This window comes from Nocardia sp. NPDC101769, assembly GCF_044766925.1.
Taxonomy (GTDB): domain Bacteria; phylum Actinomycetota; class Actinomycetes; order Mycobacteriales; family Mycobacteriaceae; genus Nocardia.
The window spans coordinates 44,935-69,039 of the sequence record NZ_JBIWMX010000009.1; the positions used below are offsets into that span (position 1 = coordinate 44,935).

General features: G+C 68.3%; 19 protein-coding genes and 2 tRNA genes. 8 read left to right on the plus strand and 13 right to left on the minus strand.

Annotation, left to right across the window (positions count from 1 at the left end; genetic code table 11):
• Nucleotides 1-12 precede the first annotated feature (12 nt).
• Both ACIRRA_RS16695 and hrpB read right to left on the minus strand, forming a co-directional pair.
• Nucleotides 13-993 carry a zinc-binding alcohol dehydrogenase family protein gene (locus ACIRRA_RS16695; protein ID WP_402768276.1) on the minus strand — a complete coding sequence of 327 codons (981 nt, stop codon included), beginning with the start codon at nt 991-993 and terminating at the stop codon, nt 13-15.
• A gap of 266 nt (nt 994-1,259) precedes the next feature.
• Nucleotides 1,260-3,707: an ATP-dependent helicase HrpB gene (hrpB, locus tag ACIRRA_RS16700; RefSeq protein ID WP_402768278.1), complete on the minus strand. Its 2,448-nt coding sequence runs from the start codon at nt 3,705-3,707 to the stop codon at nt 1,260-1,262.
• A gap of 160 nt (nt 3,708-3,867) precedes the next feature.
• Here hrpB and ACIRRA_RS16705 point away from each other — a divergent pair, with 160 nt between their 5' ends.
• Complete coding sequence (locus tag ACIRRA_RS16705; protein WP_402768281.1) at nt 3,868-5,406, plus strand: DUF4185 domain-containing protein; 1,539 nt, start codon at nt 3,868-3,870, stop codon at nt 5,404-5,406.
• 154 nt (nt 5,407-5,560) lie between these two features.
• Nucleotides 5,561-6,766, plus strand: coding sequence for an Ig-like domain-containing protein (locus tag ACIRRA_RS16710; protein WP_402768284.1), 1,206 nt, complete (start codon nt 5,561-5,563; stop codon nt 6,764-6,766).
• Nucleotides 6,767-6,772: 6 nt separating this feature from the next.
• On the opposite strand, the gene ACIRRA_RS16715 is transcribed toward ACIRRA_RS16710, so the two are convergent.
• On the minus strand, nt 6,773-6,907 hold the full coding sequence (locus ACIRRA_RS16715) for a hypothetical protein (RefSeq protein WP_402768286.1): 135 nt from the start codon (nt 6,905-6,907) through the stop codon (nt 6,773-6,775).
• Between the two features lie 235 nt (nt 6,908-7,142).
• Between ACIRRA_RS16715 and ACIRRA_RS16720 the strand changes: the two genes are divergently transcribed.
• Entirely contained in the window at nt 7,143-7,313 is a 171-nt protein-coding gene (locus ACIRRA_RS16720; RefSeq protein WP_402768289.1) for a hypothetical protein, read from the plus strand.
• A gap of 27 nt (nt 7,314-7,340) precedes the next feature.
• On the opposite strand, the gene ACIRRA_RS16725 is transcribed toward ACIRRA_RS16720, so the two are convergent.
• The 5 genes from ACIRRA_RS16725 to ACIRRA_RS16745 form a co-directional block, all read right to left on the minus strand.
• Nucleotides 7,341-7,976, minus strand: coding sequence for a TetR/AcrR family transcriptional regulator (locus ACIRRA_RS16725; protein WP_402768292.1), 636 nt, complete (start codon nt 7,974-7,976; stop codon nt 7,341-7,343).
• 112 nt (nt 7,977-8,088) lie between these two features.
• Complete coding sequence (locus ACIRRA_RS16730) at nt 8,089-9,462, minus strand: cutinase family protein (protein ID WP_402768295.1); 1,374 nt, start codon at nt 9,460-9,462, stop codon at nt 8,089-8,091.
• Nucleotides 9,463-9,681: 219 nt separating this feature from the next.
• Nucleotides 9,682-9,755 (minus strand) — tRNA-Met (locus ACIRRA_RS16735).
• 64 nt (nt 9,756-9,819) lie between these two features.
• Nucleotides 9,820-11,817: a YhgE/Pip family protein gene (locus ACIRRA_RS16740; protein WP_402768298.1), complete on the minus strand. Its 1,998-nt coding sequence runs from the start codon at nt 11,815-11,817 to the stop codon at nt 9,820-9,822.
• Between the two features lie 93 nt (nt 11,818-11,910).
• Nucleotides 11,911-12,669 (minus strand): PP2C family protein-serine/threonine phosphatase, encoded by a 759-nt coding sequence (locus ACIRRA_RS16745; protein ID WP_402768300.1) that lies wholly within the window; start codon nt 12,667-12,669, stop codon nt 11,911-11,913.
• Between the two features lie 461 nt (nt 12,670-13,130).
• Here ACIRRA_RS16745 and ACIRRA_RS16750 point away from each other — a divergent pair, with 461 nt between their 5' ends.
• Both ACIRRA_RS16750 and ACIRRA_RS16755 read left to right on the plus strand, forming a co-directional pair.
• Nucleotides 13,131-14,789 carry a DHA2 family efflux MFS transporter permease subunit gene (locus ACIRRA_RS16750; RefSeq protein ID WP_402768303.1) on the plus strand — a complete coding sequence of 553 codons (1,659 nt, stop codon included), beginning with the start codon at nt 13,131-13,133 and terminating at the stop codon, nt 14,787-14,789.
• A complete protein-coding gene (locus ACIRRA_RS16755; RefSeq protein WP_402768306.1) occupies nt 14,786-15,241 on the plus strand; it encodes a DUF2871 domain-containing protein in 456 nt (151 codons plus the stop codon). Before ACIRRA_RS16750 ends, ACIRRA_RS16755 begins: the two co-directional genes overlap by 4 nt.
• A gap of 70 nt (nt 15,242-15,311) precedes the next feature.
• Here ACIRRA_RS16755 and ACIRRA_RS16760 read toward each other — a convergent pair whose 3' ends face one another.
• Together ACIRRA_RS16760 and ACIRRA_RS16765 are read right to left on the minus strand one after the other, a co-directional pair.
• Nucleotides 15,312-15,452, minus strand: coding sequence for a hypothetical protein (locus ACIRRA_RS16760; protein ID WP_402768309.1), 141 nt, complete (start codon nt 15,450-15,452; stop codon nt 15,312-15,314).
• A 272-nt stretch (nt 15,453-15,724) separates the two neighbouring features.
• Nucleotides 15,725-15,798: transfer RNA gene (locus ACIRRA_RS16765), tRNA-Met, on the minus strand.
• 533 nt (nt 15,799-16,331) lie between these two features.
• Here ACIRRA_RS16765 and ACIRRA_RS16770 point away from each other — a divergent pair.
• The gene (locus ACIRRA_RS16770) at nt 16,332-16,871 is read left to right on the plus strand and encodes a transglycosylase family protein (protein ID WP_402768311.1); all 540 of its coding nucleotides are present in this window, start codon (nt 16,332-16,334) and stop codon (nt 16,869-16,871) included.
• An 88-nt stretch (nt 16,872-16,959) separates the two neighbouring features.
• Here ACIRRA_RS16770 and ACIRRA_RS16775 read toward each other — a convergent pair whose 3' ends face one another.
• Nucleotides 16,960-17,820, minus strand: coding sequence for an NAD(P)H-binding protein (locus ACIRRA_RS16775; protein ID WP_402768313.1), 861 nt, complete (start codon nt 17,818-17,820; stop codon nt 16,960-16,962).
• Nucleotides 17,821-17,941: 121 nt separating this feature from the next.
• On the opposite strand from ACIRRA_RS16775, the gene ACIRRA_RS16780 reads away from it, so the two are divergent.
• Nucleotides 17,942-19,078: an Lrp/AsnC family transcriptional regulator gene (locus ACIRRA_RS16780; protein WP_402768316.1), complete on the plus strand. Its 1,137-nt coding sequence runs from the start codon at nt 17,942-17,944 to the stop codon at nt 19,076-19,078.
• A gap of 192 nt (nt 19,079-19,270) precedes the next feature.
• On the opposite strand, the gene ACIRRA_RS16785 is transcribed toward ACIRRA_RS16780, so the two are convergent.
• On the minus strand, nt 19,271-22,255 hold the full coding sequence (locus ACIRRA_RS16785) for a UPF0182 family protein (RefSeq protein WP_402768319.1): 2,985 nt from the start codon (nt 22,253-22,255) through the stop codon (nt 19,271-19,273).
• Nucleotides 22,256-22,435: 180 nt separating this feature from the next.
• On the opposite strand from ACIRRA_RS16785, the gene ACIRRA_RS16790 reads away from it, so the two are divergent.
• Nucleotides 22,436-23,044, plus strand: a complete 609-nt coding sequence (locus tag ACIRRA_RS16790; protein ID WP_402768322.1) for a PPA1309 family protein — start codon at nt 22,436-22,438, stop codon at nt 23,042-23,044.
• A gap of 6 nt (nt 23,045-23,050) precedes the next feature.
• Here the strand turns inward: ACIRRA_RS16790 and ACIRRA_RS16795 are convergent, their stop codons facing one another.
• Complete coding sequence (locus ACIRRA_RS16795; protein ID WP_402768325.1) at nt 23,051-24,076, minus strand: PDZ domain-containing protein; 1,026 nt, start codon at nt 24,074-24,076, stop codon at nt 23,051-23,053.
• Between the last annotated feature and the right edge of the window lie 29 nt (nt 24,077-24,105).

Genomic DNA, 24,105 nt, shown 5'->3' on the forward strand with positions numbered 1-24,105 from the left:
GCGGGCCGGGCGCTACTCCGGATTGACGGCGATCACCAGCTTGCCGGTCGAGGAGCGGCCCGCCATCAACCGGTGTGCGTCCGCGGCCTCGGCGAGCGGGAACTCGGCGGTGATGGGCAGCCGCACCTTGCCCGAGGTGGCCAATTCGAAGGCGTGCGAGGCGATCTCGTGCAGAACGTCCGGGGCCGCGACACTCAGGCCGAGAATGGAGAACCCCGCCACCGAGCGGCCCTGCGGGTAGAGGTCGGGCGCGCCGACCTGCCACGGTTCCGCACCGCCCGCATTGCCGAAGGAGACCAGGCGGCCGAAGCGGGCCAGGGAATCCAGTGTGCGGCGCAGGGTTTCGCCGCCGATGGACTCCAGCGCGAGGTCCACGCCGCGACCGCCGGTGGCGGCGGCGACCTCCGCATCGAAGGATTCGTTCAGAAATGCTGCGTCATAACCGTATTCGCGGGCGTACTCGGCCTTGGCCGGGCTGGACACCACGCCGTACACGGCGCCCGCGCCCGCGAGCTTGGCGATCTGCGCGACCACAGTGCCGACGCCGCCCGCCGCGGCCTGCACCAGCATGGTCTCCCCGGGCTGCAGGCGGCCGACGGTGTGCACCAGGGCGTAGGCGGTCGGCAGCACCGTGGGAAGCGTTGCGGCGGTGCGCAGATCGACGCCCTCCGGTACCGGGAACACCGTCGCGGCCGAGACCACCGCGACATCGGCGTACGCGCCGCCCTCGGTGATGGCGGCCACCGGCTGGCCGACCCGCAAGCCCTCGACGCCCTCGCCCACGGCCCGGACCCGCCCGGACAATTCCAGGCCCGGCACGAACGGCAGTCCCGGCACCCGATAGCCCACGGCCCGCGCCTGCAGATCGGCGAAATTCACTCCGACATAGGCCACGTCGATGGATACCTGCCCGGCCCCCGGTTCCGGCACCGCGAGCTCCACCGGCCGCAGGACCTCCGGTCCGCCGAATTCGTCGAATCGAATCGCACGCATGCCGCCACACTCCCTCTCCGCCCGCTCTCCGAGCGGGTCGAACCACATCATCCGAACGCCGGACGCACCGCCTTGCAGCATCGGGGCGTCACCGGCTATTCCGCATGCTGCCCTTCAAGTCTCACTCCCTCCACCCGGTCCAGTGCAACACCGGTACCCGGTGCGAGCGCTCTTCGCCGGCCAGAGCGGTGAGCCCTCCTCGGTCCTAGCAATTGGTCCTCGCCCCCTGGTCCGGTGAGACACGTCAATTCGAGCGATAGGCCCTGTCAGCCAGAGCGATTGGCGTTGCGGGCGGTGCCGCGGTGGGCGGTGACCGTGGTGGGGTCCTCGGGCCAGGAGTGCTTCGGGTAGCGTCCGCGCAGGTCGGCGCGGACCTGGGGCCAGCCGGTGCGCCAGAAGGACGGCAGGTCGGCGGTGACGGCCACCGGGCGCTGGGCCGGGGACAGCAGGTGCAGCAGGATCGAGGCACGGCCGCCGGCCAGGCGAGGCGGCTCGGTCCAGCCGAAGATCTCCTGCACCATGACCGCGAGCACCGGCGGGTCGGCGGAGTAGTCGAGGCGGACGCGGCTGCCGGAGGGGACCTCCAGGCGTTCGGGGGCGAGCTCGTCCAGGCGTGCGGCCTCTGGCCACGGGAGCAGGCGGCGCAACGCCTGACCGGCGTCGGCGCGCTCCAGGTCGGCGCGGCGGCGGGCGGTGGAAAGTTCGGGGGCGAGCCAGGTTCCGGCGGCGGCCAGCAGGGTCGCGTCGTCGACGGCGGGCCAGGGCGCGCCGAGGGTGCGGTGCAGGAAGTCCAGGCGCTGCCGCAAGCTGCGGGCATCCTCGTCCCAGCGCAGCAGGTCCAGACCGGTGGCACGCAGTCCGCGCAGCAGGGCCGCCGACACCAGGCTCGGATCCGGATCTCTGAGCGGCTGCTCCGAGAGCACGATCGCGCCGAGGCGCCGCATCCGGCGGGCCACCAGATCGCCGTCGGCCCAATCGACCTCGTCGACGGTCTCCAGGAGGTTCGCGGCGGCCCGGCGGGCGAGCTGCTCATCGGCCTTGGCGGCCAGCCGGATTCGCCCCTCGGCCTGACCGGGGTCGCGCCCGGCCACCGCGATGGCGAGCCATTCGGCATCGCCCAGCCCGCTGCCCGGCGGCAGCGTCACCGCGGTGCCGCCCGCCATCAGGTAACTGGCCGAACCAGGGGCGCGGCGGCGGGCCAGCCGCTCCGGATAGGCCAGTGCCGCAACGAGAGCCGGGTCGTCCACGCCGTCGCCCTCGACGAGTTTCGCCAGCCGCTGCGCCTCCCGCTGCCAGCGGGCGGGCCGGTCGCCGCGCAGGCTCCGCAGCGCCGCGACCAGATCGATACCGGGAGCGAGGGAATCATCATCGAGCAGCGCGACCACCTCGGCGGCCGCCCGCGCCCCCACCTCGCGCGCCCCGTCGAGCAGTGCGCGCGCCAGGCGCGGATGCAATCCGACGGCCGCCATGCGCCGTCCCCGATCCGTCACCGCCCCATGGTCATCCACCGCGTCGAGTGCCCGCAGCACCGCGCGCCCCGCCGCCAGGCCACCCACCGGCGGGGCGTCCCACCAGGCCAGCGTCTGCCCGTCGACGGTGCCCCAGCACGCCAATTCCAAGGCCAGCCGGGTCAGATCGGCGGTGCGGATCTCCGGTTCCGGATACGCGGGCAGTGTCGCGTGCTCGTATTCCGGCCAGCACCGCCACGCCCACCCCGGGCCTTCGCGGCCCGCGCGCCCGGCCCGCTGCTCGGCCACCGCGGCCGAAACCCGAACGGTCGCAAGCCCGGACAGCCCGCGCCGATGATCGATGCGCGGCACCCGAGCCAGCCCCGAGTCCACCACCGCCCGCACCCCCGGGACGGTCAGACTGGATTCGGCCACCGCCGTGGACAGCACTACCCGCCGCCGCGCGCCCGGCCGCAGCGCCGCATCCTGGGCCGCGGCGGACAGCCTGCCGTGCAAGGGCATCACGTCCACGTCGGGCAGTCCCGACAACAGGTCGGCGGTCCGGCGGATCTCCCCGGCTCCGGGCAGGAAGACCAGCACATCGCCCACGCTGCCCGCCAATGCCTGGCGGGTCACCCGCGCCACCTGCTGCTCGATCCGCTCCCGGGCCGCCGGCGGCACGTACTCCAGCTCGACCGGATAGGCCCGGCCCCGCACCTCCAGCACCGGCGCGGCGGGCTCCCCCTCGCCGCCCAGCAGCGCCGAAAGCCGGTCCGCCGCAACGGTCGCCGAGGTCGCCAGCACCCGCAGGTCCGGCCGCAGTCCGGCCCGGGCATCCAGCAGCAGGGCCAGCAGCAGATCCGCGTCCAGGTGGCGTTCGTGGCACTCGTCCATGACCACCACGTCGACCCCGGCCAGCTCCGGATCGTTCTGCAGCCGCCGCACCAGCAGCCCGGAGGTCACCACCTCGATCCGAGTCCCGGCCCCCATCTTCCGGTCCCCGCGCACCGCATACCCGACGGTCTCCCCGACCCGCTCGCCCAGCAGCGCCGCCATTCGCGCGGCCGCCGCCCGCGCCGCCAGCCTGCGTGGCTCCGCCACCACCACCCGTCCGCCGGTGGTCGCGGCCAGGGCCAGCGGAACCAGCGTCGTCTTGCCGGTTCCGGGCGGCGCGACCAGCACGGCGGTCCCGCACTCGCCCAGGGTGGCCGCGATGCGGTCCAGCGCCGGGCGTACGGGGAGGTCGGGAAGAACAGGCAGCTTCATTACCGCTCAGTCTGCCGCCCTGGCGACGCGCCGCCGCCACCGGCGTGGGCGGCGACGGCCCGGAACGACCGATACTGTGACCGGTTCGTACCGCTACGTGTAGCGGGCGGAACCGGACTAGGGTGAGTCAGTCGATCGTGGATGAGGAGCCGCACACGACATGGGAATTCGATCCCGCCGCTGGTCGAGTCATTCCGGATTCCCTGCGACGCCGGCCCTCTCGGGCGTCGTCGCACTGGGTGCGATGCTGCTGCCCGCGCCGCCCGCCGGGGCCGCGCCGCATCCGTGGGCGCCCGCGCCGGTGAACAGCTGCGGCGAGACCGGATTCGACCCGCTGGATCGCCGAGCCGACCCGAATAGCTCCCAGCCACAGGGCAATCAGACCATCAGGGTCCCGATCCCGGTGCCCCAGATCGTCACCGTCCAGGTGCCGGGTCCGAAGCCCGACAACACCCGCGTCGATCCGGTCGCACTGCCGTCCGATCCCTGCGCCAACCCGTGCCCGGACGTCCGCGACACCGTCCCGGCCCCGGCGAATCAGCCCGGCGGCGGCAGCGCGTCGCTGCCGCAGGTCGAGATCACCACCGAGCCCGAACCCATCCCGATCGTGGTGCCGGGCGGCGAACCACCCGAACCCCAGGCCGCGCCCACCGCGGCCGTCCAGGCCGCCGCGCCCGCGCCCGTGGCCGCGGCGGTGGACGCGCCGCAGGTGGATTCGGTCCAGCTGGTCAATCAGGTCACCGGGCAGGGATCGGTCAATCGCACCGATATGCGCTGGTCGGTCGACGGCACCGACCTCGGGCTCATGTGGGAGACCAAGCCCGGCCAGGTCGCCGTCATGTTCGGCGACACCTTCGGCAAGGGCTGGAAACCCACCGGCGCCGGCACCGACCAGCAGGACTGGCGCAGCAATGTGCTGGCCTACAGCAGCACTCGCGATCTGTCGCAGGGTCTGATCCTCGACGACTTCGTGCAGAACAGCCGCTGCCACGCCGCCGAACTGCTCGACAGCCGCAAGATCAAGAACTTCGAGACCACCACCATCCCGACCTCGGGATTCGCCATCGGCGACCGCCAGTACCTGACCTACATGTCGGTCAACCACTGGTCCAAGATCCCCGGCATGTGGTGGACCAACCACGGCGGCATCGCCTGGTCCGATGACAATGCCCGCACCTGGACCAAATCGCAGTGGGCCCGCTGGGACAACATGTTCGGACTCGGCCGATTCCAGGTCGCCACCATGGTTCCGCACGGCGACTACGTCTACATGTTCGGGACATCCAACGGCCGGCTCGGCGTCATCGGCCTCGCCCGCGTCCCCGCCGACCAGGTTCTCAACAAGTCCGCGTACCAGTACTGGATCGACGGCACCTGGACCCCGGCCGACGGCCGCAACGAATTGCTCGCCACCCCACTGGTTTCCGGCACCGCCAGCGAACTGTCCATCCACTACGACCCCGAGTCCAACCTGTGGCGGATGGTCTACCTCGACGTCACCCGCAACCAGATCGTCCTCCGCACCGCCGCCGAACCCCAGGGCGCCTGGTCGGATCCGACCCCGCTGCTCGGCACCGACGACTACCCCACGGCCTATGGCGGCTTCATCCACCCCTGGTCCACCGCCAAGGACCTCTACTTCACCATCTCCACCTGGAACAGCTACAACGTCTACCTCATGCACGCGACGCTGAAGTGATACCGACCCGCTGAGCACTCCCGTTCGATTGCCGCTAGGTGTCGGTTGCGCGACAGAACGGTGGAGATCCCGTCCGGCGTCGTGATCTTGATAGCCGACGGCGTGATGCTGACACGTCCGAGCCGGTTCGGGCTCAGGTCGAAGGGAGCGGGCGATGGGGTTGCGGCGTCGTCAGATATTGACCGGGATCATGGGGCTGGGCGGCCTGTTCGTCGCGAGCAGCGTGCCGTACCGCGGCAACGGGCTGCTCCCGCGCGCCTCGCGGCCCGCGGCCATCGTGTTTCCGCCCGTGGCCGCCGGGCGCGAGTTGAGTCCGCGCCAACTCGGCCGGGTCGGTGTTCTCAACGGCACCTTGACCTCGGTCTCCTGGATCGACGAAACCGGTCGAGCGCTACCGGGCGCGCTCTCCGCGGATCGCCGGGCCTGGATCAGTTCCGAACCGCTCGGCTACGGTCACACCTATACGGCGTCGGTGGTGGCGAACGGCGAGACCGGACACGTCGACGCCACCGCCGTCTTCACCACTGTCCGGCCCGACAGGCTGACCAGCGTCTCCTTCCGCTCGAACAATCTCCTCGACATCCAGGACGGCGAAACCTACGGCATCGGCCTGGTGCTGGTCGCGCACTTCGACGAGGCCATCGACCGCGCCGCCGCGGAACGCACCCTCCGGGTCACCACCGAGCCCCCCGTGCCGGGCGCGTGGTACTGGCTCGACGACCACAACGCGCACTGGCGTCCGGAGAACTATCACACGCCCGGCACCCGAATCACGGTGGCGGCGAACCTGTTCGGCACCCGCCTCGGCGACGGCCTGTATGGCCAGGACGACCAGCGGGTCTCCGTCGTGATCGGCCCCTCCCACATCGCCATCGCCGACGACAACACCAAACACATCGAGGTCTTCGAGAACGGCAACCTGATCCGCACCATGCCCACGTCCATGGGCCGGGGCGGCACCGCCGTGGTGGGCGGGCGGGTGCTGTCGTTCTGGACCCATCCCGGGGTCTACACCGTGCTCGACAAGAACAGCGTCGTCAGCATGGACTCCTCCAGCTACGGCCTGCCCGTCAACTCCGGCCTCGGCTACCGCGAACTTATCAAGAATGCCGTCCGCATCAGCCATGACGGCATCTACCTGCACGAACTCGCCGCGACGGTCTGGGCGCAGGGCTATACCAACGTCTCACACGGCTGCCTCAACCTCAGTCCCGCGGACGCCGCCTGGTTCTTCGACTTCGCCAATCCCGGCGATGTGGTCGAGGTCCGCAATACCGGTGGCGATCCCCTCGACATCGGGCAGGGCGGAGACTGGACCATCCTCTGGCCGGACTGGCAGCGCGGCAGCGCCCTGGCCTGAGGGCTGTCAACGGTCGGCGGGCAGGAAATCGTCGAGCGCCGACGCGACCAGCGCGGGCTGCTCCAGGGTCTGCATGTGCGGGGTCGCCGGGCGCCGGGCCGTGAGTCCCGCGATCCTCTCCCGCACCGCCCTGCTGGGCATCGAGCCTCCATTCCGCATCCGCTTCAAGGTATGTGCGGACCCACCCCTCGTTGGGCCCGGACCGGGCAAATCTACCGGTGTTCCCATGGCCGGACAGGGATGGAACGCGCCTGCTAGGGGACATTTTGCGCCAAAGTGCATGATTCGATCCGCATGACTCGACGACCAATGGAGCCCAGATCACATTCACGGTAGTCGCCGGCATGGACGCTGCCGAAACACGTTGAATCGGAGCATGAGTGAGATCACCACTCCGGCCCGGCTCCGTGAACTACTGGGTGCGCCGAGCGAGCGGGCGGTCGAGAAGGAACGGGTCGTGCTGCATCCGCGCGACCGCGAGTGGATCTCGTTGTCCCCATTCATCGTCGTGTCCACCAGCGACGCCGACGGGAGCTGTAGTTGGTGAGGGTCTGCCGCGCGACCAACGCCGGGGTCAGCGGACTTCCGGCGTCGCGGTCCGGGCTGCGACACCTCGCAGGATGACGTCGAGCACGTCGCGCAGTTCGCCGGCGATCCGCCCCGGGTCGGTCGTGCGGCGGGCCCAGCGGTACACGACCCCGAGGTAGGCGTCGCGCAGAAGGTTCCCCAGCAGGACCGGATCCACCCGTGAGTCGATGTCACCGCGCCGGACGCCGATCTCGATGATCCGCGCGAAAACCTCGGCGGTGCAGGGCTCTTCGGTCAGCGGCCCGCCTGTCTTCACCCACGCCGTCAGCATGATCTCGGTGACCCGGCGCTGCGCCTCGCTGAGCTGGGTGAGACCGGACATGCACAGGTGCAGCAGCGCGCCGGTGTCGTCCGCATCGGTCCCGGGTGGCTGCTCGATCCGGTCCATCAGTGTGCGGCGACGGTCCCGCGCCCACTCGGTGATGAGGTCTTCCTTGCGCGGGAAGTGATTGAAGAAGGTGCCGCGCGACATGTCCGCGCGTTCGGCGATCTCGTCGATGGTCGTTGCGTCATAGCCCTTTTCGGCGAACAACTCGAGCGCGGACGTGTAGATACGGGCACGGACCCGCTGCCTGTTGCGCTCCCTGCGGCCGATCACGGGTATCTCGGTCGTGGTCCCCATGTTTCGCTCCCCCTCAGGTCCGGCTCCCCACCGGTCCATGAAACACAGATCCTAGCCCGCCCCACCACGAGCAGCCCCGGAACCATTGGTTCCGGGACCGGGAGCGAGCGTCCTACGAAGTGGCCAGGGAGCCCAGGAAACTCAGCAGTATCTGCGCGTCGTCGCCGTAGTCGACGTGGGCCTTCGAGGCGTAGAAGGTGGCCATGTCGACGCCTTGGCGGCTCAGTTCCAGCAGATCGTTGATGCTGTCGACGCCGCCGATGCTGAGCAGGGTTTGCGCGGCGACGCGGAGATCACCCCGTACGGCGTTGGAGAGGGGGCCGAGCACGGAGCCGGCCAGATCGAGTCCGGCCGGGGCGAGGGTCGCCACTTCGGCAGCGGCGCCGCGCGCGTCGTTGCGGGTGAGGGATTCGACTGCATGCCAGAGGGTTTCCTGCATTCGGCCGACATTCCCCGCGATGCGCAGGATGTCGATCTGGGTCAGGGCGTCGGCGATCACGCTGGCAGCGGCGGTCCAGCCCGAAGGGTCGATGGCGGCGGCCGCACGAATGACCGAGCCGATGAGAGGCAGGTCCACGCCCGCGGCCGCCTGGACCATCGGAGCCAGGGCCATATTGAGGTTGCTCGCGATCTCGTGCGCACCGGTGATGTCGCCCGCCTGGATCAGATCGGGGAGGTTGGTGAGGCTTTGGAGAATGGCGGGCAGGTTCGCGGCGGTCGCCGTCCAGCCGGCACCGACCTTCACGGCCTGCGCGAGGAGTGTGCTGGGATCCGTGCCCGCCGGAATCAGGGATGCGATCATCGCGGAGTCGCCGCTGAGCACCCGGCCGAGCGCCGAGAGGAACGGGGACGTGGCGGCATTGAGCGAGCAGTACAGATCGCCTTCGACGCACAGGGTGCGCACCCGATCGGTCAGCGCACCGAAATCCTGACTCCGCGTCCCCGCGATGCCGTGACCGGGTTGCGGGTCGCCCAGCGAGAGTGCGGTTCTCGGATCGCGATGCGGATCGGCGAGCAGCCCCACGCCGACCACCCGATCGGCGCTGATCGGCCCCTCGCCATTGCCGATCTCGGTCGCTAAATCGCCGATACCGTCCGCACCCTGGCTGTACCCGGCAAGGAAGACTCGCGTCGAACTACACAGGCTGCTCGCCATCTGGTGCAGCCGGGATTCGAGCGTATTCAGGGATTGCGCATAGCTCAGCCCCTGATCGAAAGCGCTCGCGGCATACGGGGCATAGAGGACGGTGATGTCACTGCCGTACTGCCGTTGCAGCCCATCGCCGATCGGCCTGAGCATGCCGACCGGCACCGTCGGATCCGCATCGGAACGCGTCTCCCAGGTCCCCGGCGCGAGAATCGCCGTATACGGGGTGCAGGGCAGCGCGCCGTGCGTCTCCGCCCGCGCATCGCCGACCACCGTGGTTCCGACCGTGACGCCCGCGGCAACCAAGATCGCCGCGCACGCTGTCGCCAGCCTGCTCATTGTCCAATTCCTCTGGTGCCGAAGGGGTTTCGGGCCGGTGCGGCGGCAGGTCCTCGTTCCGCTGCGCAGTCATAGACAATTCTCGCCACTCGCGGTCGGTTTCGCAGGCTTTTCAGACACATAATCGTTTCAGACCACGTCGGGGGCCGCGGACGACCACGCCGAGCAGGCGGACAGCGAAAGGGCCCCGGAGAGATTCTCTCCGGGGCCCTTCATTTGTAGCGGGGACAGGATTTGAACCTGCGACCTCTGGGTTATGAGCCCAGCGAGCTACCGAGCTGCTCCACCCCGCGTCGGTGAACACAACATTACACACGAGTGGGGAAGAGAACCTAATCGACTGGTCAGAGCCGGTTTTCAGGGTCGGGAGGGAATCGGGTGCAGTGGTTCGGGGGTGCGATCGGCGCGGGCCGGATCGGGTACGGGAGTGGCGAGATAGCGGGCGGCGATCATGATCGCCAGGGAGGCGGTGAGGATGAGGAGCAGGGCCGCGATGGAGATCCAGAACATGCGGTCGTAGAGGGCGATGTCAGCGCGGATGATGGCTCGGCGGGCGAAGGTCATGGGGGCGATGTCTTTGAAGGGTCGGAACAGGAGTGGGGTGGTGCCGGCGGGGAACACGCCGCCGAAGGCGAAGATCTGGAACATATAGAACGAGAAGGCCGCGATGGAACCGGCGACGCGGCCGAAGAGCACGACGAACAGTTGAGCGGTCACCGCTGCCACCAGCCCGACGAGGGCGATGACGGCAATCATGGCGGGCCACTGTTGCGGGGACCAGCCGAGCCAGCTGCCGTAACCGGCAGCGAGGGCGGACAGGACGATGACGCACACCGCGCCGACCGCGGTGCCGCGCAGGACGGGCCCTGCGGCGCGCCTCCAGGGTGAACGGCCGCGGGCGGCTCCGCGCAAGGGGCGCACCAGCATCCACAGGACGATGGCCGCGAGGAAGGAGCCCATCACTACCAGCACAGGGCCTGCGCCGCGGGCGATCTCCTTGTGGCTGCGGTCGCCATCACGGACCAGCTGGCTGGGTTCCTGGTTGCGGATGTCCATGGTGACGGGCTGGGCCATGATGTCGGCCGAGGCGTTGGGGTCGGCGATGTGGGGTGCGGCAGCCGCACCGTCGCGCAGTCCGGTGTCGAGCTGGGTTGCGCCGTCGCCCAATTGGGCGACACCCGCCCGGAGGTCGCGGCCACCGGCGACCAGCTGGTCGAGGCCCGTGGACAGGTCGTTCGCGCCGCTGCCGAGTTGTGCTGTACCGTCACGCAATTGGGCGCTGCCGTCGGCGAGGGCCAGCACACCGGAGCGATAGTCGGCCTTGGGGTCGGTGAGCTGCCTGGCCAATTCCTTTGTGCCGTCACGCAACTGGGTCAGCTGGCCGACGAGGGAATCGGGGTCGCCGGGCCGCACCTGGCCGATGAGGCTCTTCAACTGAGTGACCGCGTCGGCCACCGCGGGGTCCGGATTCCTGCTCAACTGGTCGAGCAGCGGATCGAGCTGGGTTGCGAGCCGTCCGGCGGGTTGGAGGGCGTCCAGCAGCGGCGTGACGACCTGGTCGACACCGTCGCGGATCTGCCGCGCGCCGGAGCCGAGTTGATCGGTGCCGGTGACCAATTGGTTGGCACCGTCGGCGAGCTGGACCGCGCCGGTATGAAGCTGGCCTGCACCGGTCACGAGTTGCGCCGCACCGGTGGCGGCCTGGTCGAGTCCGGCGGTCAGCTGGCCGGAGCCGTCGGCGAGCTGCGCGGTGCCCTGGGCCAGTTGGGTCGCCCCCTTGGCGGCGTCACCGAGGCCGGAGCCGAGACTGTTGACTCCGACCAGGACCTGACCGGCGTAACCGCGCCCGATGGTGGCCGCGATCTGGCTCTGCGCTTCGGTGACAACGCTATTGGCCACCGCGGGTCCCAGCGTGCCGTTGAAGTCGTTGTACCAGACCATGATCCGAGCATGCTGCGGCGCGGGATCGGTCACGCTCAGCACGTTCCGGGTGAAGTCGGAGGGAATGACGACCGAGAAGGCGTACCGGCTCTCCCGCAGCCCCCGCACCGCTTCCGCGCTGCTGACCCGGTGGAACTGGAGTTCACCGCTGGACACCAGATTGTCGAGAATCTCGGTGCCCATGTTCTGGGCCTTGCCGTCGGAGATGCCGCCGGCATCGTCGCTGGCGACGGCGACCGGTATCTGCTTCAGGTACAGCTCCGGATCCCACATGATCCACATGTAGACCGCGGAGACCAGCGTCGGCACCACCAGGAGCAGCACGATCGAGGCTCGCGCGAACGCGGATCCCGACGGCTTGCGCCCGAGCAGACCGCCGAGGTGACTACGGATGGATGTCGATCTGTCTGCCACGGCGAACCCCGATACTGCGCACTGCCAAGTTCGGGCCCAAGCTACCTGGTCACACGTCCAGAATGTGCGAATTCGGGGAAATACCCGCCCGGCTCAGCGGCTCGCGTCCACCACCAGTGCGGTCGTGTTGTCGGTGCCGCCGCGACCGAGGGCCGTCCCCACCAGCGCCTCCGCCGTGTGACCCGCCGAAGTCCCCGCGGACAGCATCGACTTGATGATCGGCATGCCGAGCTTCTTACCCACCCCATCGGTGCACAGCAGCAGCCGGCCCGCGCTCGACCCGGTGGCCGCACGCCCGATATCACCCGGCTGCACGGTCCGCACCGAGGTCGTGACGAGATGCCGCATGCCCGGTAGCGGGTCGTGCCCGCGCGCCCGGAAGTACTCGGCGACAGTGTGATCGGTGGTCATGCGGTGCAGCACGCGGCCGTTCCACCGGTAGGCCCGGCAGTCACCCACCCAGGCGATATCGCAGGGACCATCCAGCTGACCACTACTCGGCAGCACCGCGACCACCAGCACGCTGTCCGCGCTCGACTCGGGTAGCTCCCGCAGCAATTCCCGCTGCGCCGCCAGGATTCCGGCCTGCGCACCGTCCCCTACCGCCGCGCGCGCCGCGGTCTGCGCCACCAGCCGCGCCGCCCGGGCCGCCGCCAGATGATCCCCCACCCCGTCCGCCGCCACGAAAGCGCTCCGCCCCAGCCGCGCATCGGTGAACGTGGCGAACGCGTCCGCATTGATCGTGCGCCGCCCCAGCCGGCTCACCCCCGCCCCGGCCACCAGGCCGAGCCGCGCCTGCGCATCGGCGTCGACAGCGGCGACATCCCTCACCTCGATGGCTTCGGTGTGCACGACCGGACCTCCTGGGACTCCGTCTCACGGGGTGCTGTCCTGCAGCACTACCCCATTCAACGACCGAAACCCAAGCTCCGCTCCCGAATTGTCTGTGTGCTTGCTGAGTAATTCGGGAGGTTCACGAAGGACGTGCTACGCCGCGGCGCGTGCCGGGCGATGCTGGTGTGGTCGCTGCTGGCCGGACTGGCCTGGCCGCCACCGGATACATCCGGGTCATCGGCTGGCTCTCGCAATCGCCCGGTTCCGCCGTCGGTGCCTTCGGCATGGTCGCCGGCTGCCACGACCACCGGCGGTCACATCGACGGCGGGACCGAGCCACGCTGGCCGGACCCGGCGCACGGAGCCGTCGTCCCCTTCGCCGGGTTGCCGATCGGACGATCGAGACTCCTTCGAAGGTTGGTCCGGCGTGGACCGATCGAATCTACCGTCGGCCGGTCCGAGCTCGCAGAATCGCAACAATGCAGATCGATCCAAGTACAGCGGCCGACTCGGTGCCGCGGGCCGACCGAAGCGCGTGGATCGGGCTCGGTGTCCTCGCCGCAGGGCTCTCGTTGATCGTCGTGGACGGCACCATCGTCGGCGTCGCCCTACCGGTGATCGTCACCGATCTCGGACTCAATCTGACCGATGCCCAGTGGGTCAACAGCGCCTATTCGGTCGTCTTCGCCGCCCTATTGTTGACTGCGGGCCGCCTCGGCGACCGGCTCGGCCGACGACGGATGTTCGTGCTCGGCGTACTCGTGTTCCTGGCGGGCAGCCTGATGGCCGCCGTCGCGTCGAGCGTCGCGACGTTGATCCTTTCGCGTGTGGTGCAGGGTGTCGGCGGAGCGTTCGTGTTGCCCGCCACCCTGTCGAGCGTGAACGCCACTTTCCGCGGCAAGGACCGCGTCATCGCGTTCGCGGTGTGGGGCGCGGTCATCTCCGGCATGGCGGCCGTGGGCCCGCTCCTGGGCGGCAGCCTGACCACCTACTTCAGCTGGCGATGGATTTTCATCGTCAATATCCCGATCGGGGCGGCGGTACTGATCGGCACCTTGCTCGCGGTGCGCGAAACCAAGGCCGCGGTCAGCGAACCCGGGCTCGACGTCGACGGACTGCTGCTCAGCGCGATCGGGTTCGGCGGGGTCGTCTTCGCACTCATCGAAGGTCAGAGCCTGGGCTGGTGGCGGCCGAACTCCGCGTTCAGTGTCCTCGGAATCGATTGGCCGCGAAGCGCACCGATCTCGGTGGTTCCGGTCATCGGGCTGATCGGCGTGGTCGCGTTGGTGCTGTTCGTAATCTGGGAACGCCACCGGGCGCGGGTGGGCCGGTCCGCGATCCTGGACGTGAGCCTGTTCTCCGTCTCGACCTTCAGCTGGGGCAATCTGACCGCGATGACCGTGGCGATCGGTGAATTCGGCCTGCTGCTCGTGCTGCCGCTGTTCCTGGTGAACGCGCTCGGCCTGTCGACGCTGGGCGCCGGTCTGGTACTGGCCGCAATGGCCTTGGGCGCCTTCGGATCCGGTGCCGCCGCCCGGCACATCGCCGCCGTGCTCGGTGCCTCGAGAACGGTGATCGTGGGCCTGGCCCTGGAGGCGGTGGGCGTCGCTGTGGTCGCGCTGTTCCTCTCCTCGACGGTCTCGCCCTGGCTGCTGGCCGTGCTGCTGGCCGGGTATGGCGCCGGACTCGGTCTCGCCTCGGCGCAGCTGACCGGCACCGTACTGGCCGACATCCCGCCGGAACGGTCGGGCCAGGGTTCGGCGACGCAGAGTACCGTCCGGCAGCTCGGTGCGGCACTCGGCTCCGCCATTCTCGGCGCCGTGCTGTCGGTCGGGTTGGCGCACAACCTGACCGACCGATTGGAATCGGTCACCCAGCTGCCGCCGCCAACGGCACAGCACCTGGTCACCGCAACCAGAGATTCGGCCGGAGGAATGATCTCCGCACTGCGCGCACAAGGCGACGCCGGACGACTCGGACCCGCAGGACCACAGGTCACCACTGCACTGTCCGAAGGATTCGGCGACGCCACCAGGACCGCATTGGGCGTGGCCGCCGCCTTTCTCGCGCTCGGCCTGGTGAGCGCGACCATCCTGAGTTCCCGCACCCGCCGAACATCCACCATGGAGAGCCGATGAGAAAGTCGTACTACGCCGCCGCCTGCTACACCGTCCTGGGGCTCGTCCTGGGGTTCTTCTACCGCGAATTCACCAAGGCCCACGACTTCTCCGGAAGCTCACAACTCACCGCCACCCACACCCACGTCCTCGCGCTCGGAACGCTGTTCTTCCTCATCGTCATCGTGTTGGACAAGCAATTCGCGCTGACCCCCGGCCGATGGTTCAACGCCTTCTTCTGGACCTACAACGCCGGGCTGGTCGTGACCGTGGCCATGATGGTCGCGCACGGCATCCTGACGGTTCTGAATCACGATGTCAGTGCCGCCATCTCGGGTATCGCCGGACTCGGCCACATCCTGTTGTCCGTTGGTTTCGCCATGTTCTTCCTGTGCCTGCGCGGCCCGATAACGGCCGCGGCCCGTGAGGCCGGCGATGCGCAGCAGAAGGCGGAGCACACGGTCGAGCGCTGAGGAGTTGTCGAGCCGCGATCCCTCGCCTTCGCGAGGGATCGCGATACTCGCGTTCGCGGCACGGATGCGGCTATTCGCGGCGTGCCCTGAAGACGACGTACAGCACGCGCAGCACCAGGACCGCGCTAACCAGAATCGGGTTGTACCCGAACATTTCGTGCAATGTGAGGATGTCGGTGACCCGAGCGCCGCCCGGGTTGGCCAGCAGCACCACATGATTCCGACGCTGCCGCCAAGGAACGCCGGCAGCACCTGATTGACCAGACGCAGCGGCGGCAACACGGTGAACGACTCCGTCGGTGACCGCGGCGGCGAGTAGGCGGTGCCGAGACCGGGTGTGCTGGTAGCGATGACACCGCTTTACGGGCGCGCGGATCACCTGTTGATTCCAAAGGTTTCGGGCCGATGCGAGCGCCGCTGCGAAGAACCTCGACAAAGATTGAGGGCGGTCCTGGACCTTCTGGCCAGAACCGCCCTCATTTGTAGCGGGGACAGGATTTGAACCTGCGACCTCTGGGTTATGAGCCCAGCGAGCTACCGAGCTGCTCCACCCCGCGTCGGTGAACACAACATTACACACGGGCTGGGAGATGCACCAAATCAGCTGGTCAAGCCAGGTTCTGGGGCCCAAGACAGCAGGGTGAGCGAGGACGGCGGAGCGAATCAGGCCGGACGATTGCCCTTAAAGCGGAGTAATCAGGGTGAAAATCTTCCATTTGAGAGTCTCGAGCGCACGTTCGGTTGTTCATTCAGACATGAAACGTGACCAGGGTCACAAATTCTTGGTGAGTTGAATCACATCACGACCAGATAACAGACCGCTCGGGATTGGCATTTGTAGCATAGCCAACCAGCATCAACGCCGTTTTTCGGGTCATTCGCTTCATGCAATTCTGGAGTTATCAAGACGTGATCTGTCGAGATTTACTCGTTATCGTCAGTTCCGGCCCGGATCAAACCTGAGATGGGCTCCGACCCGAACCGCTGCACTCCGGAAACCCTGTCCCGCGGTCGGGCACCCCGACTCCTGGGGACAGGGACACGGCGGAGCATTTGCGCCGGGCCGGTCGGCACAGGGAGGGAAAAGACCATGAAACAGAACCGGAAGATCAACACTCGCGTCCTCGGCTTCGCCGCCGTCACCGGCGCACTTGTTGCCGTCCCGTTCGGCTTCACTGCAACCGCCTCCGCCGCCCCGACTCACGACTGGGACGGCGTCGCCCAGTGCGAGAGTGGCGGCAACTGGGGTATCAACACCGGCAACGGCTACTACGGCGGTCTGCAGTTCTCGCAGCGCACCTGGGCCGCCAACGGCGGCGCCGGCCTCGCCTCCAACGCCAGCAAGGCCGAGCAGATCCGCGTGGCCGAGAACGTGCTGTCCACCCAGGGCGCCGGTGCCTGGCCGGTGTGCGGCCAGTACCTGCGCGCGGGCGTCACCGAGCCCGAGCCCCAGGCCGCCCCGGAGCCCGAAGCCCCGGCTCCCGTCCCCGCCCTCCCGACCGATCGCCAGGCCATCATCGATCAGGCCAAGAGCGTTGCCGGCGGCCTCGCCGAGCAGTTCGGCGTGCAGGACCAGTACAACCAGGTCCTCCAGTCCAACGCCGCCCTCATCGAATCCTGGGGCAAATAGCCCGAATCTCCTTCCCGTACCGGAAGAAATGGAAAGGTGCTGCGTCAACGGCGACGCAGCACCTTTCGCTATTCGGAGGCAACAATTCTTATTGTGCGGCAGCAAATTCCGCCCGATTATCGAAGGCCCATTCTCGAAAGGTTCGCGGTGACCGACCCGTGACCTCCGCGACCGTCGGGTGCACCACCGAGGTGAAGGACTCCAGCGCCGTAGCGCGCAGGGCCATGACGGCCGCGGCCATCTCCGGCTCCACCCCGAAGCGCAGCAGATCCGCCCGTGCCCGGTCGGCCGAGATCTCCTCGAATCGCAGTGGGCGGCCGAGGATTTCGGCGAGGGTCTCGGTCTGCTCGCCCGGAGAGAGCGCCTGCGGACCGGTGACCGTGTAGACCCGACCGGCGTGGAGCGGCGGGTCGCCGAGCGCCGCGACAGCGACGGCGGCGATATCGCGCGGATCGACCATCGCGATGCGGCCCTGACCGAAAGGCGCACGGACGGTGGCTGATTCACGGATCGATGGCGCCCAGTGCAGCGCGTTGGACATGAATCCCATGGGGCGCACCATGGTCCACGCGACCCCGCTCGCACGCACCGCGTCCTCGCCGGCGCGATGCCAGGCGGGGATCGGGTCGGTCGCGGCCGCGTCACCGGCTCGACCCGAGGACAGCTTCACGATGTGCTCGACGCCCGCGGCCGCAGCGGCCCGGGCGAGATTCGCGTCGTGCGTGGGGATCTCGGGGCCCGCGGTCGACAGGAAGACGCGGTGGACACCCGTCAGCGCGGCGGGCAGGCTGTCCGCGTCGCCGAGATCGGCGCGCACGACCTCCACGCCGTCGGGCAGGCCGGCGGCCTCGGGGCGGCGGGTGACGGCCCGCACCGGCAGGCCCTCGGCCAGCAGCCGATCGACAACCGCGCGGCCAACGGTGCCGGTGGCTCCGGTCACGAGAAACATGGGTACTCCGTTCGTCGGTGGGAGGCGGGTGTATCCCGTTCCTTCATCCTGCGAACGGCGCGGAATAGCGGCTAACCAGCGCTTCGGATTGCAGATATTTTCCGTACTAGCCTGATCTGCGATGATTTCTTCCATGCTGGACGAGGTGGATCGCGGTGTTGTCCACGCCCTGCACATCGATGGTCGCGTGCCCTTCAACCGCATCGGCGAGGTGCTCGGCGTCTCGACCCAGACCGTCGCCCGCCGCTACCGCCGCCTGCGCGCGGAGTTCGGGCTACGGGTGGTCGGGCTGCCGGACCCGGGGCGCACCAGCACCACCCAGTGGCTGGTCCGGCTCACCTGCACCCCGGCGGCTGCGCGAAAATTGGCGCAGGCCTTGGCGAGACGCGGCGACACCAGCTGGGTAATGCTCACCTCCGGCGGGACCGAACTCTTCCTCATCGTCGACGGCCCCGGTCCCGACGCACCCGCGCTGCTCCTCGACGACCTTCCCCGAACCTCGGCCATCACCGGAATTTCCGCGCACAACGTACTGCACACCTACCTCGGCGGCCCGACCGCCTGGCCCGGTCGACTGACCGCTCTGGACACCGAACAACGCCGGAAACTACTGTCACACAATATTTTCGGCCCTGATGAGCCGTCGGTTCCGGCCGCAGCGAACTCATCCGCCGACAACCGCCACTCGGTTACGACGACCGAGACGCACAGACCAACCGGGCACGCCGAGATACACAGCTCAGACCCGTCCGGGGCCGGCCGACAGCCGAATTCCCCTGCCGGCGTTCACAAACCGGTCTCTCCCACCGATGCGCCACTGTTCTCGGCATTGCGCGCCGACGGCCGCGCGACCCTGTCGGACATGGCCGGCGCCACCGGCTGGTCACAGTCCACGGTGGCGCGGCGCATCGCCGACCTGCGCGCTGCCGGGGCGCTCTACTTCGATGTCGACATCGACGATCGCGTCTTCGGCGTCACCACCCGCGCCCTGCTGTGGGCGACCGTCGTTCCGGGGCAGCTCGACGCGGTAGCCGAATCCCTGTCCCAGCACGAGGAATTGGCGTTCGTCGCCGCCACGACGGGCCGCACCAATCTGATCGCCGAGGCCCTCTGCCCCGACCCGGCCGCACTGCACCGCTATCTGACTCGCCGCCTGGGATCCTTCGATGCCATCCACGCGCTCGAGACCACCCCGGTCCTCTACACGGTCAAGTCGACCGCGCCGCCCACTGCGCTCACCTCTCGACCGTTTCCCTGAAATCCGAAGCGCCCCAGCCACACCATCGCCTCGGCGCGCAACACGAGCCGGAAGGATGCGCGATACACCCACTCGCCGAGGTGCGCGTCGACAACCCCGCGGTCCGCGACCGCACCGCGAGACATCGCACCCAGCCCAGGAATGCGAAAGGCGCTGTCACCCAGCGGGTGACAGCGCCTTTGCGCTAACGGGTCAGTTACCCGTCCTCTCGTAGTTGTTCACGGCCGTCTGCAACTGCTCCAGCGCCTTGCCCAGTTGGCCCAGGTCGCCGGACTTCTGTGCGTCCTGAACCGCCCTCAAGGCGTCGTCGAGTTGCTTGACCGCGGCGTCCTTACCGGCGGACCCGGTGGCCGGGGGTGTCACCGGGGCGGTCGGCGGTGTCGCGCCCTGGGTCGGCGGGGTGGCCGCCTGTCCCGGCTGATCGGTTGCGGCGCTGCCGGTTCCGGGCAGCACCTGGTCGAGTGCTTCCTTGACCGTCGACCCGTAGCCGACCTTGTCGCGGTAGCTGGCCAGCACCTTCACCAGCTGCGGGAAGGACGGCGCGTTGGGCCCGCCGGTATTGCGTTCGAGGTACCAGGGTTCGACGTACAGGATGCCGCCGTCACCGACCGGCAGGGTCAGCAGATTGCCGTATTTGATCTTGTTGACATTGCCACCGGTCAGCAGGTTCCGGTCTCGGGACACTTGATCGGCCGTCGTCATGGACGTCTGCGTCTGGCCCGGGCCCGGCGTCTGCGAATCCGGGGGCAGCTTCAAAACGGTGATCTTGCCGTAGTTGTCGGGATCCGAATGCGCCTGGATGTAGGCGGACAGGAAGTTCCGTTTGTAACCCACCATCACACTGGTCAGGTTGAACTGCGACTTGCCGGTCTTCGCATCACCGAGCAGGACGTAATAGGGCGGTTGATGCGCCCCGCTGGCCGCGCCCTCCTGGGTCGGATCATTGGGTACCGACCAGAAGGCGTTGTTGGTGAAGAACTCTCGCGGATCGTCCACGTGGTACTTCGCCAGCATCTCGCGCTGCACCTTGAACAGGTCCTCCGGGTATCGGAAGTGCGCGCGCAGCTCGTCGGAGATGGCGCTCTCCGGCTTCACCGTGTTCGGGAACACGCCCATCCACGCCTTGAGCACCGGGTCGGTCTTGTCCACCTGGTACAGGCTGACGGTGCCGTCGTAGGCATCGACGGTGGCCTTCACCGAGTTCCGGATGTAGGAGACCTCCTTGCGGGGTAGCAGGCGCCCCGTGGTCTGGTCGATGGAGTCCTCGACGACGCCGTCGAGCGAGGTCTTCTGCGCGTACGGGTAGTTGTCGAGGGTGGTGTAGGCGTCGACGATCCAGACGATGCGGCCCTTCACGACGGCCGGGTACACGTCGCCGTCGGCGGTCAGCCACGGCGCCACCTGGGTGACGCGGTCGCGCGGATTGCGGTTGAAGATGATCTTCGAATCCGGTCCGATGGCGCCCGAGAACAGGATGTTGCGCTCGGCGTACTTGGCCGCGAAGGCCAGCCGGTTGAACCAGTTGCCGATCGGCACGCCGCCCGCGCCGGTGTAGGTGAACTGGGCGTCGGGCTTGTCGTATTCGCGCGCCGGTCCACCATTGGCGCCGACGATGGCGTAGTCGGAATCGCTCTTGGAGATCAGCTCGCCGTAATAGATGCGCGGCTCATCGACCGGGATGGCCTGCTCTTCCTTGGGCGTGAACAGGTCGCTGACCGTCTTCTTGTCGCCGACATTGAACACCGGATAGCCGTACCCGCCACCGGAATCACTGCCCGCGGACTGACCGGCCTGCTGGGATTCCTTGGGCGGAGCCGCGTTCACCTTGTTGGCGGGCGAGGCCACGAAGCCGTTGCCGTGCGTGTACACGGTGTGCTTGTTGATCCAGTCGGTCTGGTTACCGGACAGGTTCTGCGGCTGCAGCTCGCGCGCGGCCACGATGTAATCGCCCATCTCACCGTTGATGGTGTAACGGTCGATGTCCAGCGGATCCGGGAAGCCGTAGAAGTTCTGCAGCTGCAGGTTGCGCTGGATGAAGGTCTGGGTCAGCAGGTTCGGGTCCAGCAGCCGGATGTTCTTGATGGTCTGCTGGTCGGCGGGCACGGTGACCGGGTCCTTGGTCGCCTCGCCCTTGTAGTCGACGTACTGGACCTTGTCCTGAGTAAGCCCGTAGGCCTCGCGGGTGGCCTCGATATTGCGCTCGATGTAGGCCTGTTCCTTGGTGGCCGCGTTCGGGCGCACCGAGAACTGCTCCACCAGCAGCGGCCATACCGCGCCCACCAGCACCGAGGACAGCACCAGCAGCGCCGCCGCCATGGCCGGAATCCGCAAGTCGCGCAGCACGACTCCGGCGAAGAAGGCGATGGCGCAGATGACCGCGATGGACAGCAGGATCAGCTTGGCCGGCAGCACCGCGTTGATATCGGTGTAGGAGCCACCGGTGAAGGTCGGCTCCTTGCGGGTGCTCGACAGCAGCGCATAGCGGTCCAGCCAGTACGCGACCGCCTTGAGCAGCACGAAGATTCCGGCCAGGATGGCCAGCTGCACGCGCGCCGAGGTGCTCAGCGTGCCCTCGCGGCCGGAGAGCCGCAGCCCGCCGAAGACATAGTGCGCCACCAGGTTCGCGAAGAAGGCGATCACCACGGAGACGAACAGCCAGTTCAGCACCATCCGATAGAACGGCAGATCGAAGGCGTAGAAGCCGACGTCCAGATGGAACTGCGGGTCCTTGACCCCGAAGGAGCTGCCGTGCAGGAACAGCTGCACCGTCACCCAGCTCGACTGCGCCACCAGACCCGACAGCACGCCGATGAGCACCGGGATGCCGATCCCGAACAGACGCAGCCGGCTCATCACCGTGGTCCGGTAGCGGGCGATCGGATCGCCGGGTCCGTTCATCGGCACGAACACCGGACGCGACCGGTACGCCAGTAGCAGCGCCAGCCAGATGATGACGGCCACGACCAGAGCGACAACCAGGAACAACAGGATCCGGGTGAGCAGCACGGTGTGGTAGACGTTGCGGAATCCGACCTCACCGAACCACAACCAGTTGGTGTAGGCGTCGGTGAGCCGGGGCCCGACCAGTAACAGGGCGGCCAGCACCAGCGCCGTGACGAGCAGAATGCGGCTGCGTCGCGACAACGAAGGTAAGCCGGTCGGGGGGCGCATGCCCACGATGCCACTCTCCCAGGGTCCGGCGACGCCCCGGCCGGGATACCGGCACGCAGCGTCGCAGTCCGATGATGCGAGTTGGTCCCAGGGGACCTTTCGCGCCCCACTCTACGTAAAACGCCCGCCGCGCGACCCAACACCTGCCGCGTGGGCCGGACACGAGCGGGATGCGAGGATTGCCGGGTGAATCCTGAGCAGTGGGCGGCCTCGGCCCTGTACCGGTGTATCCGGGAAGTCGCGGAATATGTCGACGGCGAGGGCTGGGACCGCCCGCCGCAGATGTTCGCGCTGGTACCGACCGCGGACCTGGTCGCCGCCGAACCCGCGCTGCTGGATCAGCTGGACGAGCAGGACGCCCTGACTCCCATTGCGCAGGAGCCCTTCCCCGAGGACATCGCGGGTGAGGCCGACGCCATGGCGCTCGACGAGTTCCTCGCCACCACCAGCTGGCCGCCCTCGGTCGCGGGCTGTGTTCTGGTACAGCAGATCGTGGTGCTGCCGCCGACCGCCGAGCAGACCCTCGATGATGCCATCGCGCCCCTGCTCGCCGACCGCGACGCCGCCGACCAGGCCGCCCGCCGCGCGGCCATGACCCACGCCGAGCGCCGCGACGCCCGCCTGTTCGTCAGCGTCCTGCGCGACGGCACCTCGCTGTCGCTGCTGCAGGTCCGCCCCAGCGAGGAGGACGAGGATCCCTTCGGCGACCTCGATCTGCGCACCGCCCCCAACCTCGCCCCGAATCTCGTCGAAGCCCTGCGCCACACCCTCGAGAACGACCCAGACGACTTCTGAACGAGGTCAGCCGCAGCTGGTGACTTCCTTGCCCGCGTTGATGTCCTCGAGCGATTGAACTGCGCCGGACAGGTTTTCGACCTTGACCAGGCGCAGGCCCGCGGGCGTGCGCTGAGCGGCCTCGTTGCAGTTGGCGGCGGGAACCATGAAGGTCTCGGCGCCGGCTTCGCGGGCGGCGATCATCTTGTACTGGATGCCGCCGATCGGGCCGACCTTGCCGTCGGGGTCGATGGTGCCGGTGCCCGCGACGAACTTGCCGCCGGACAGGTCACCGGTGGTGAGCTTGTCGATGAGGGCCAGGGTGAACATCAGGCCCGCGGACGGGCCGCCGATCTCGCCGAGGTTGAAGTCGACCTTGATCGGGCCCCTGTTGACCTCGTCGGGGGTGATACCGAGGTAGCCCTTGCTGGAATCGTCGGGGCGCGCGCCCAGGGTGATCTCGGCGGTCTGCTCGACACCGTCGCGGCGGACGACCACGGGGATGGTGGTGCCGGGCTTGGCCGAGGAGACCGCGGTCACAACGTCTTTGGTGGTGGCGATCGGCTTACCGTCGATGCTGACGATCTCGTCGCCCTTCTTCAGCATGCCCTTGGCCGGGCCGTCGTCGGCGACATTCGCCAGCTGCACCGCGGTCGGCAGCTTCAGATAGTTGAGGGCCGCCAATTCCGCGGAGTCCTCGGAATCCTTGAACTGCTGCTGATTGGATTTGTCGACATCATCACGCGACTGCCCCGGCGGGTAGACCTCCGCGCGCGGCACCAAACCGTGCTGGCCGTCGATCCACAAGCCGATCGCCTCGAAGATATTCAGCCGATCGCGAACGGAGACGGTCGTCATATTCAGATTGCCGGACACCGGTTTCACCGGCGCGCCCTGAACATCGACTACCTGTTTTCCGTCGACTTCGCCCAGCGTATTGAAGGTCGGCCCTGGTCCGAGCGCCACGAATGGAACGGTGACGACACTGCCCAGTATGCCCAGCGCCAGAATCGGGACCAGAGCGGCGAGCAGGGTGAATATCCGACGGTTCACGCGGCCAAGGGTACTGGTCATCGAGGCCA

Coding starts and splice junctions, on each gene's coding strand:
- ACIRRA_RS16780 (WP_402768316.1), top strand. CDS start 17,942: ATGATTTCTTCCATGCTGGACGAGGTGGATCGCGGTGTTGTCCACGCC.
- hrpB (WP_402768278.1), bottom strand. CDS start 3,707: ATGAAGCTGCCTGTTCTTCCCGACCTCCCCGTACGCCCGGCGCTGGAC.
- ACIRRA_RS16710 (WP_402768284.1), top strand. CDS start 5,561: ATGGGGTTGCGGCGTCGTCAGATATTGACCGGGATCATGGGGCTGGGC.
- ACIRRA_RS16695 (WP_402768276.1), bottom strand. CDS start 993: ATGCGTGCGATTCGATTCGACGAATTCGGCGGACCGGAGGTCCTGCGG.
- ACIRRA_RS16730 (WP_402768295.1), bottom strand. CDS start 9,462: ATGAGCAGGCTGGCGACAGCGTGCGCGGCGATCTTGGTTGCCGCGGGC.
- ACIRRA_RS16720 (WP_402768289.1), top strand. CDS start 7,143: ATGAGTGAGATCACCACTCCGGCCCGGCTCCGTGAACTACTGGGTGCG.
- ACIRRA_RS16750 (WP_402768303.1), top strand. CDS start 13,131: ATGCAGATCGATCCAAGTACAGCGGCCGACTCGGTGCCGCGGGCCGAC.
- ACIRRA_RS16770 (WP_402768311.1), top strand. CDS start 16,332: ATGAAACAGAACCGGAAGATCAACACTCGCGTCCTCGGCTTCGCCGCC.
- ACIRRA_RS16755 (WP_402768306.1), top strand. CDS start 14,786: ATGAGAAAGTCGTACTACGCCGCCGCCTGCTACACCGTCCTGGGGCTC.
- ACIRRA_RS16715 (WP_402768286.1), bottom strand. CDS start 6,907: ATGCCCAGCAGGGCGGTGCGGGAGAGGATCGCGGGACTCACGGCCCGG.
- ACIRRA_RS16775 (WP_402768313.1), bottom strand. CDS start 17,820: ATGTTTCTCGTGACCGGAGCCACCGGCACCGTTGGCCGCGCGGTTGTC.
- ACIRRA_RS16725 (WP_402768292.1), bottom strand. CDS start 7,976: ATGGGGACCACGACCGAGATACCCGTGATCGGCCGCAGGGAGCGCAAC.
- ACIRRA_RS16705 (WP_402768281.1), top strand. CDS start 3,868: ATGGGAATTCGATCCCGCCGCTGGTCGAGTCATTCCGGATTCCCTGCG.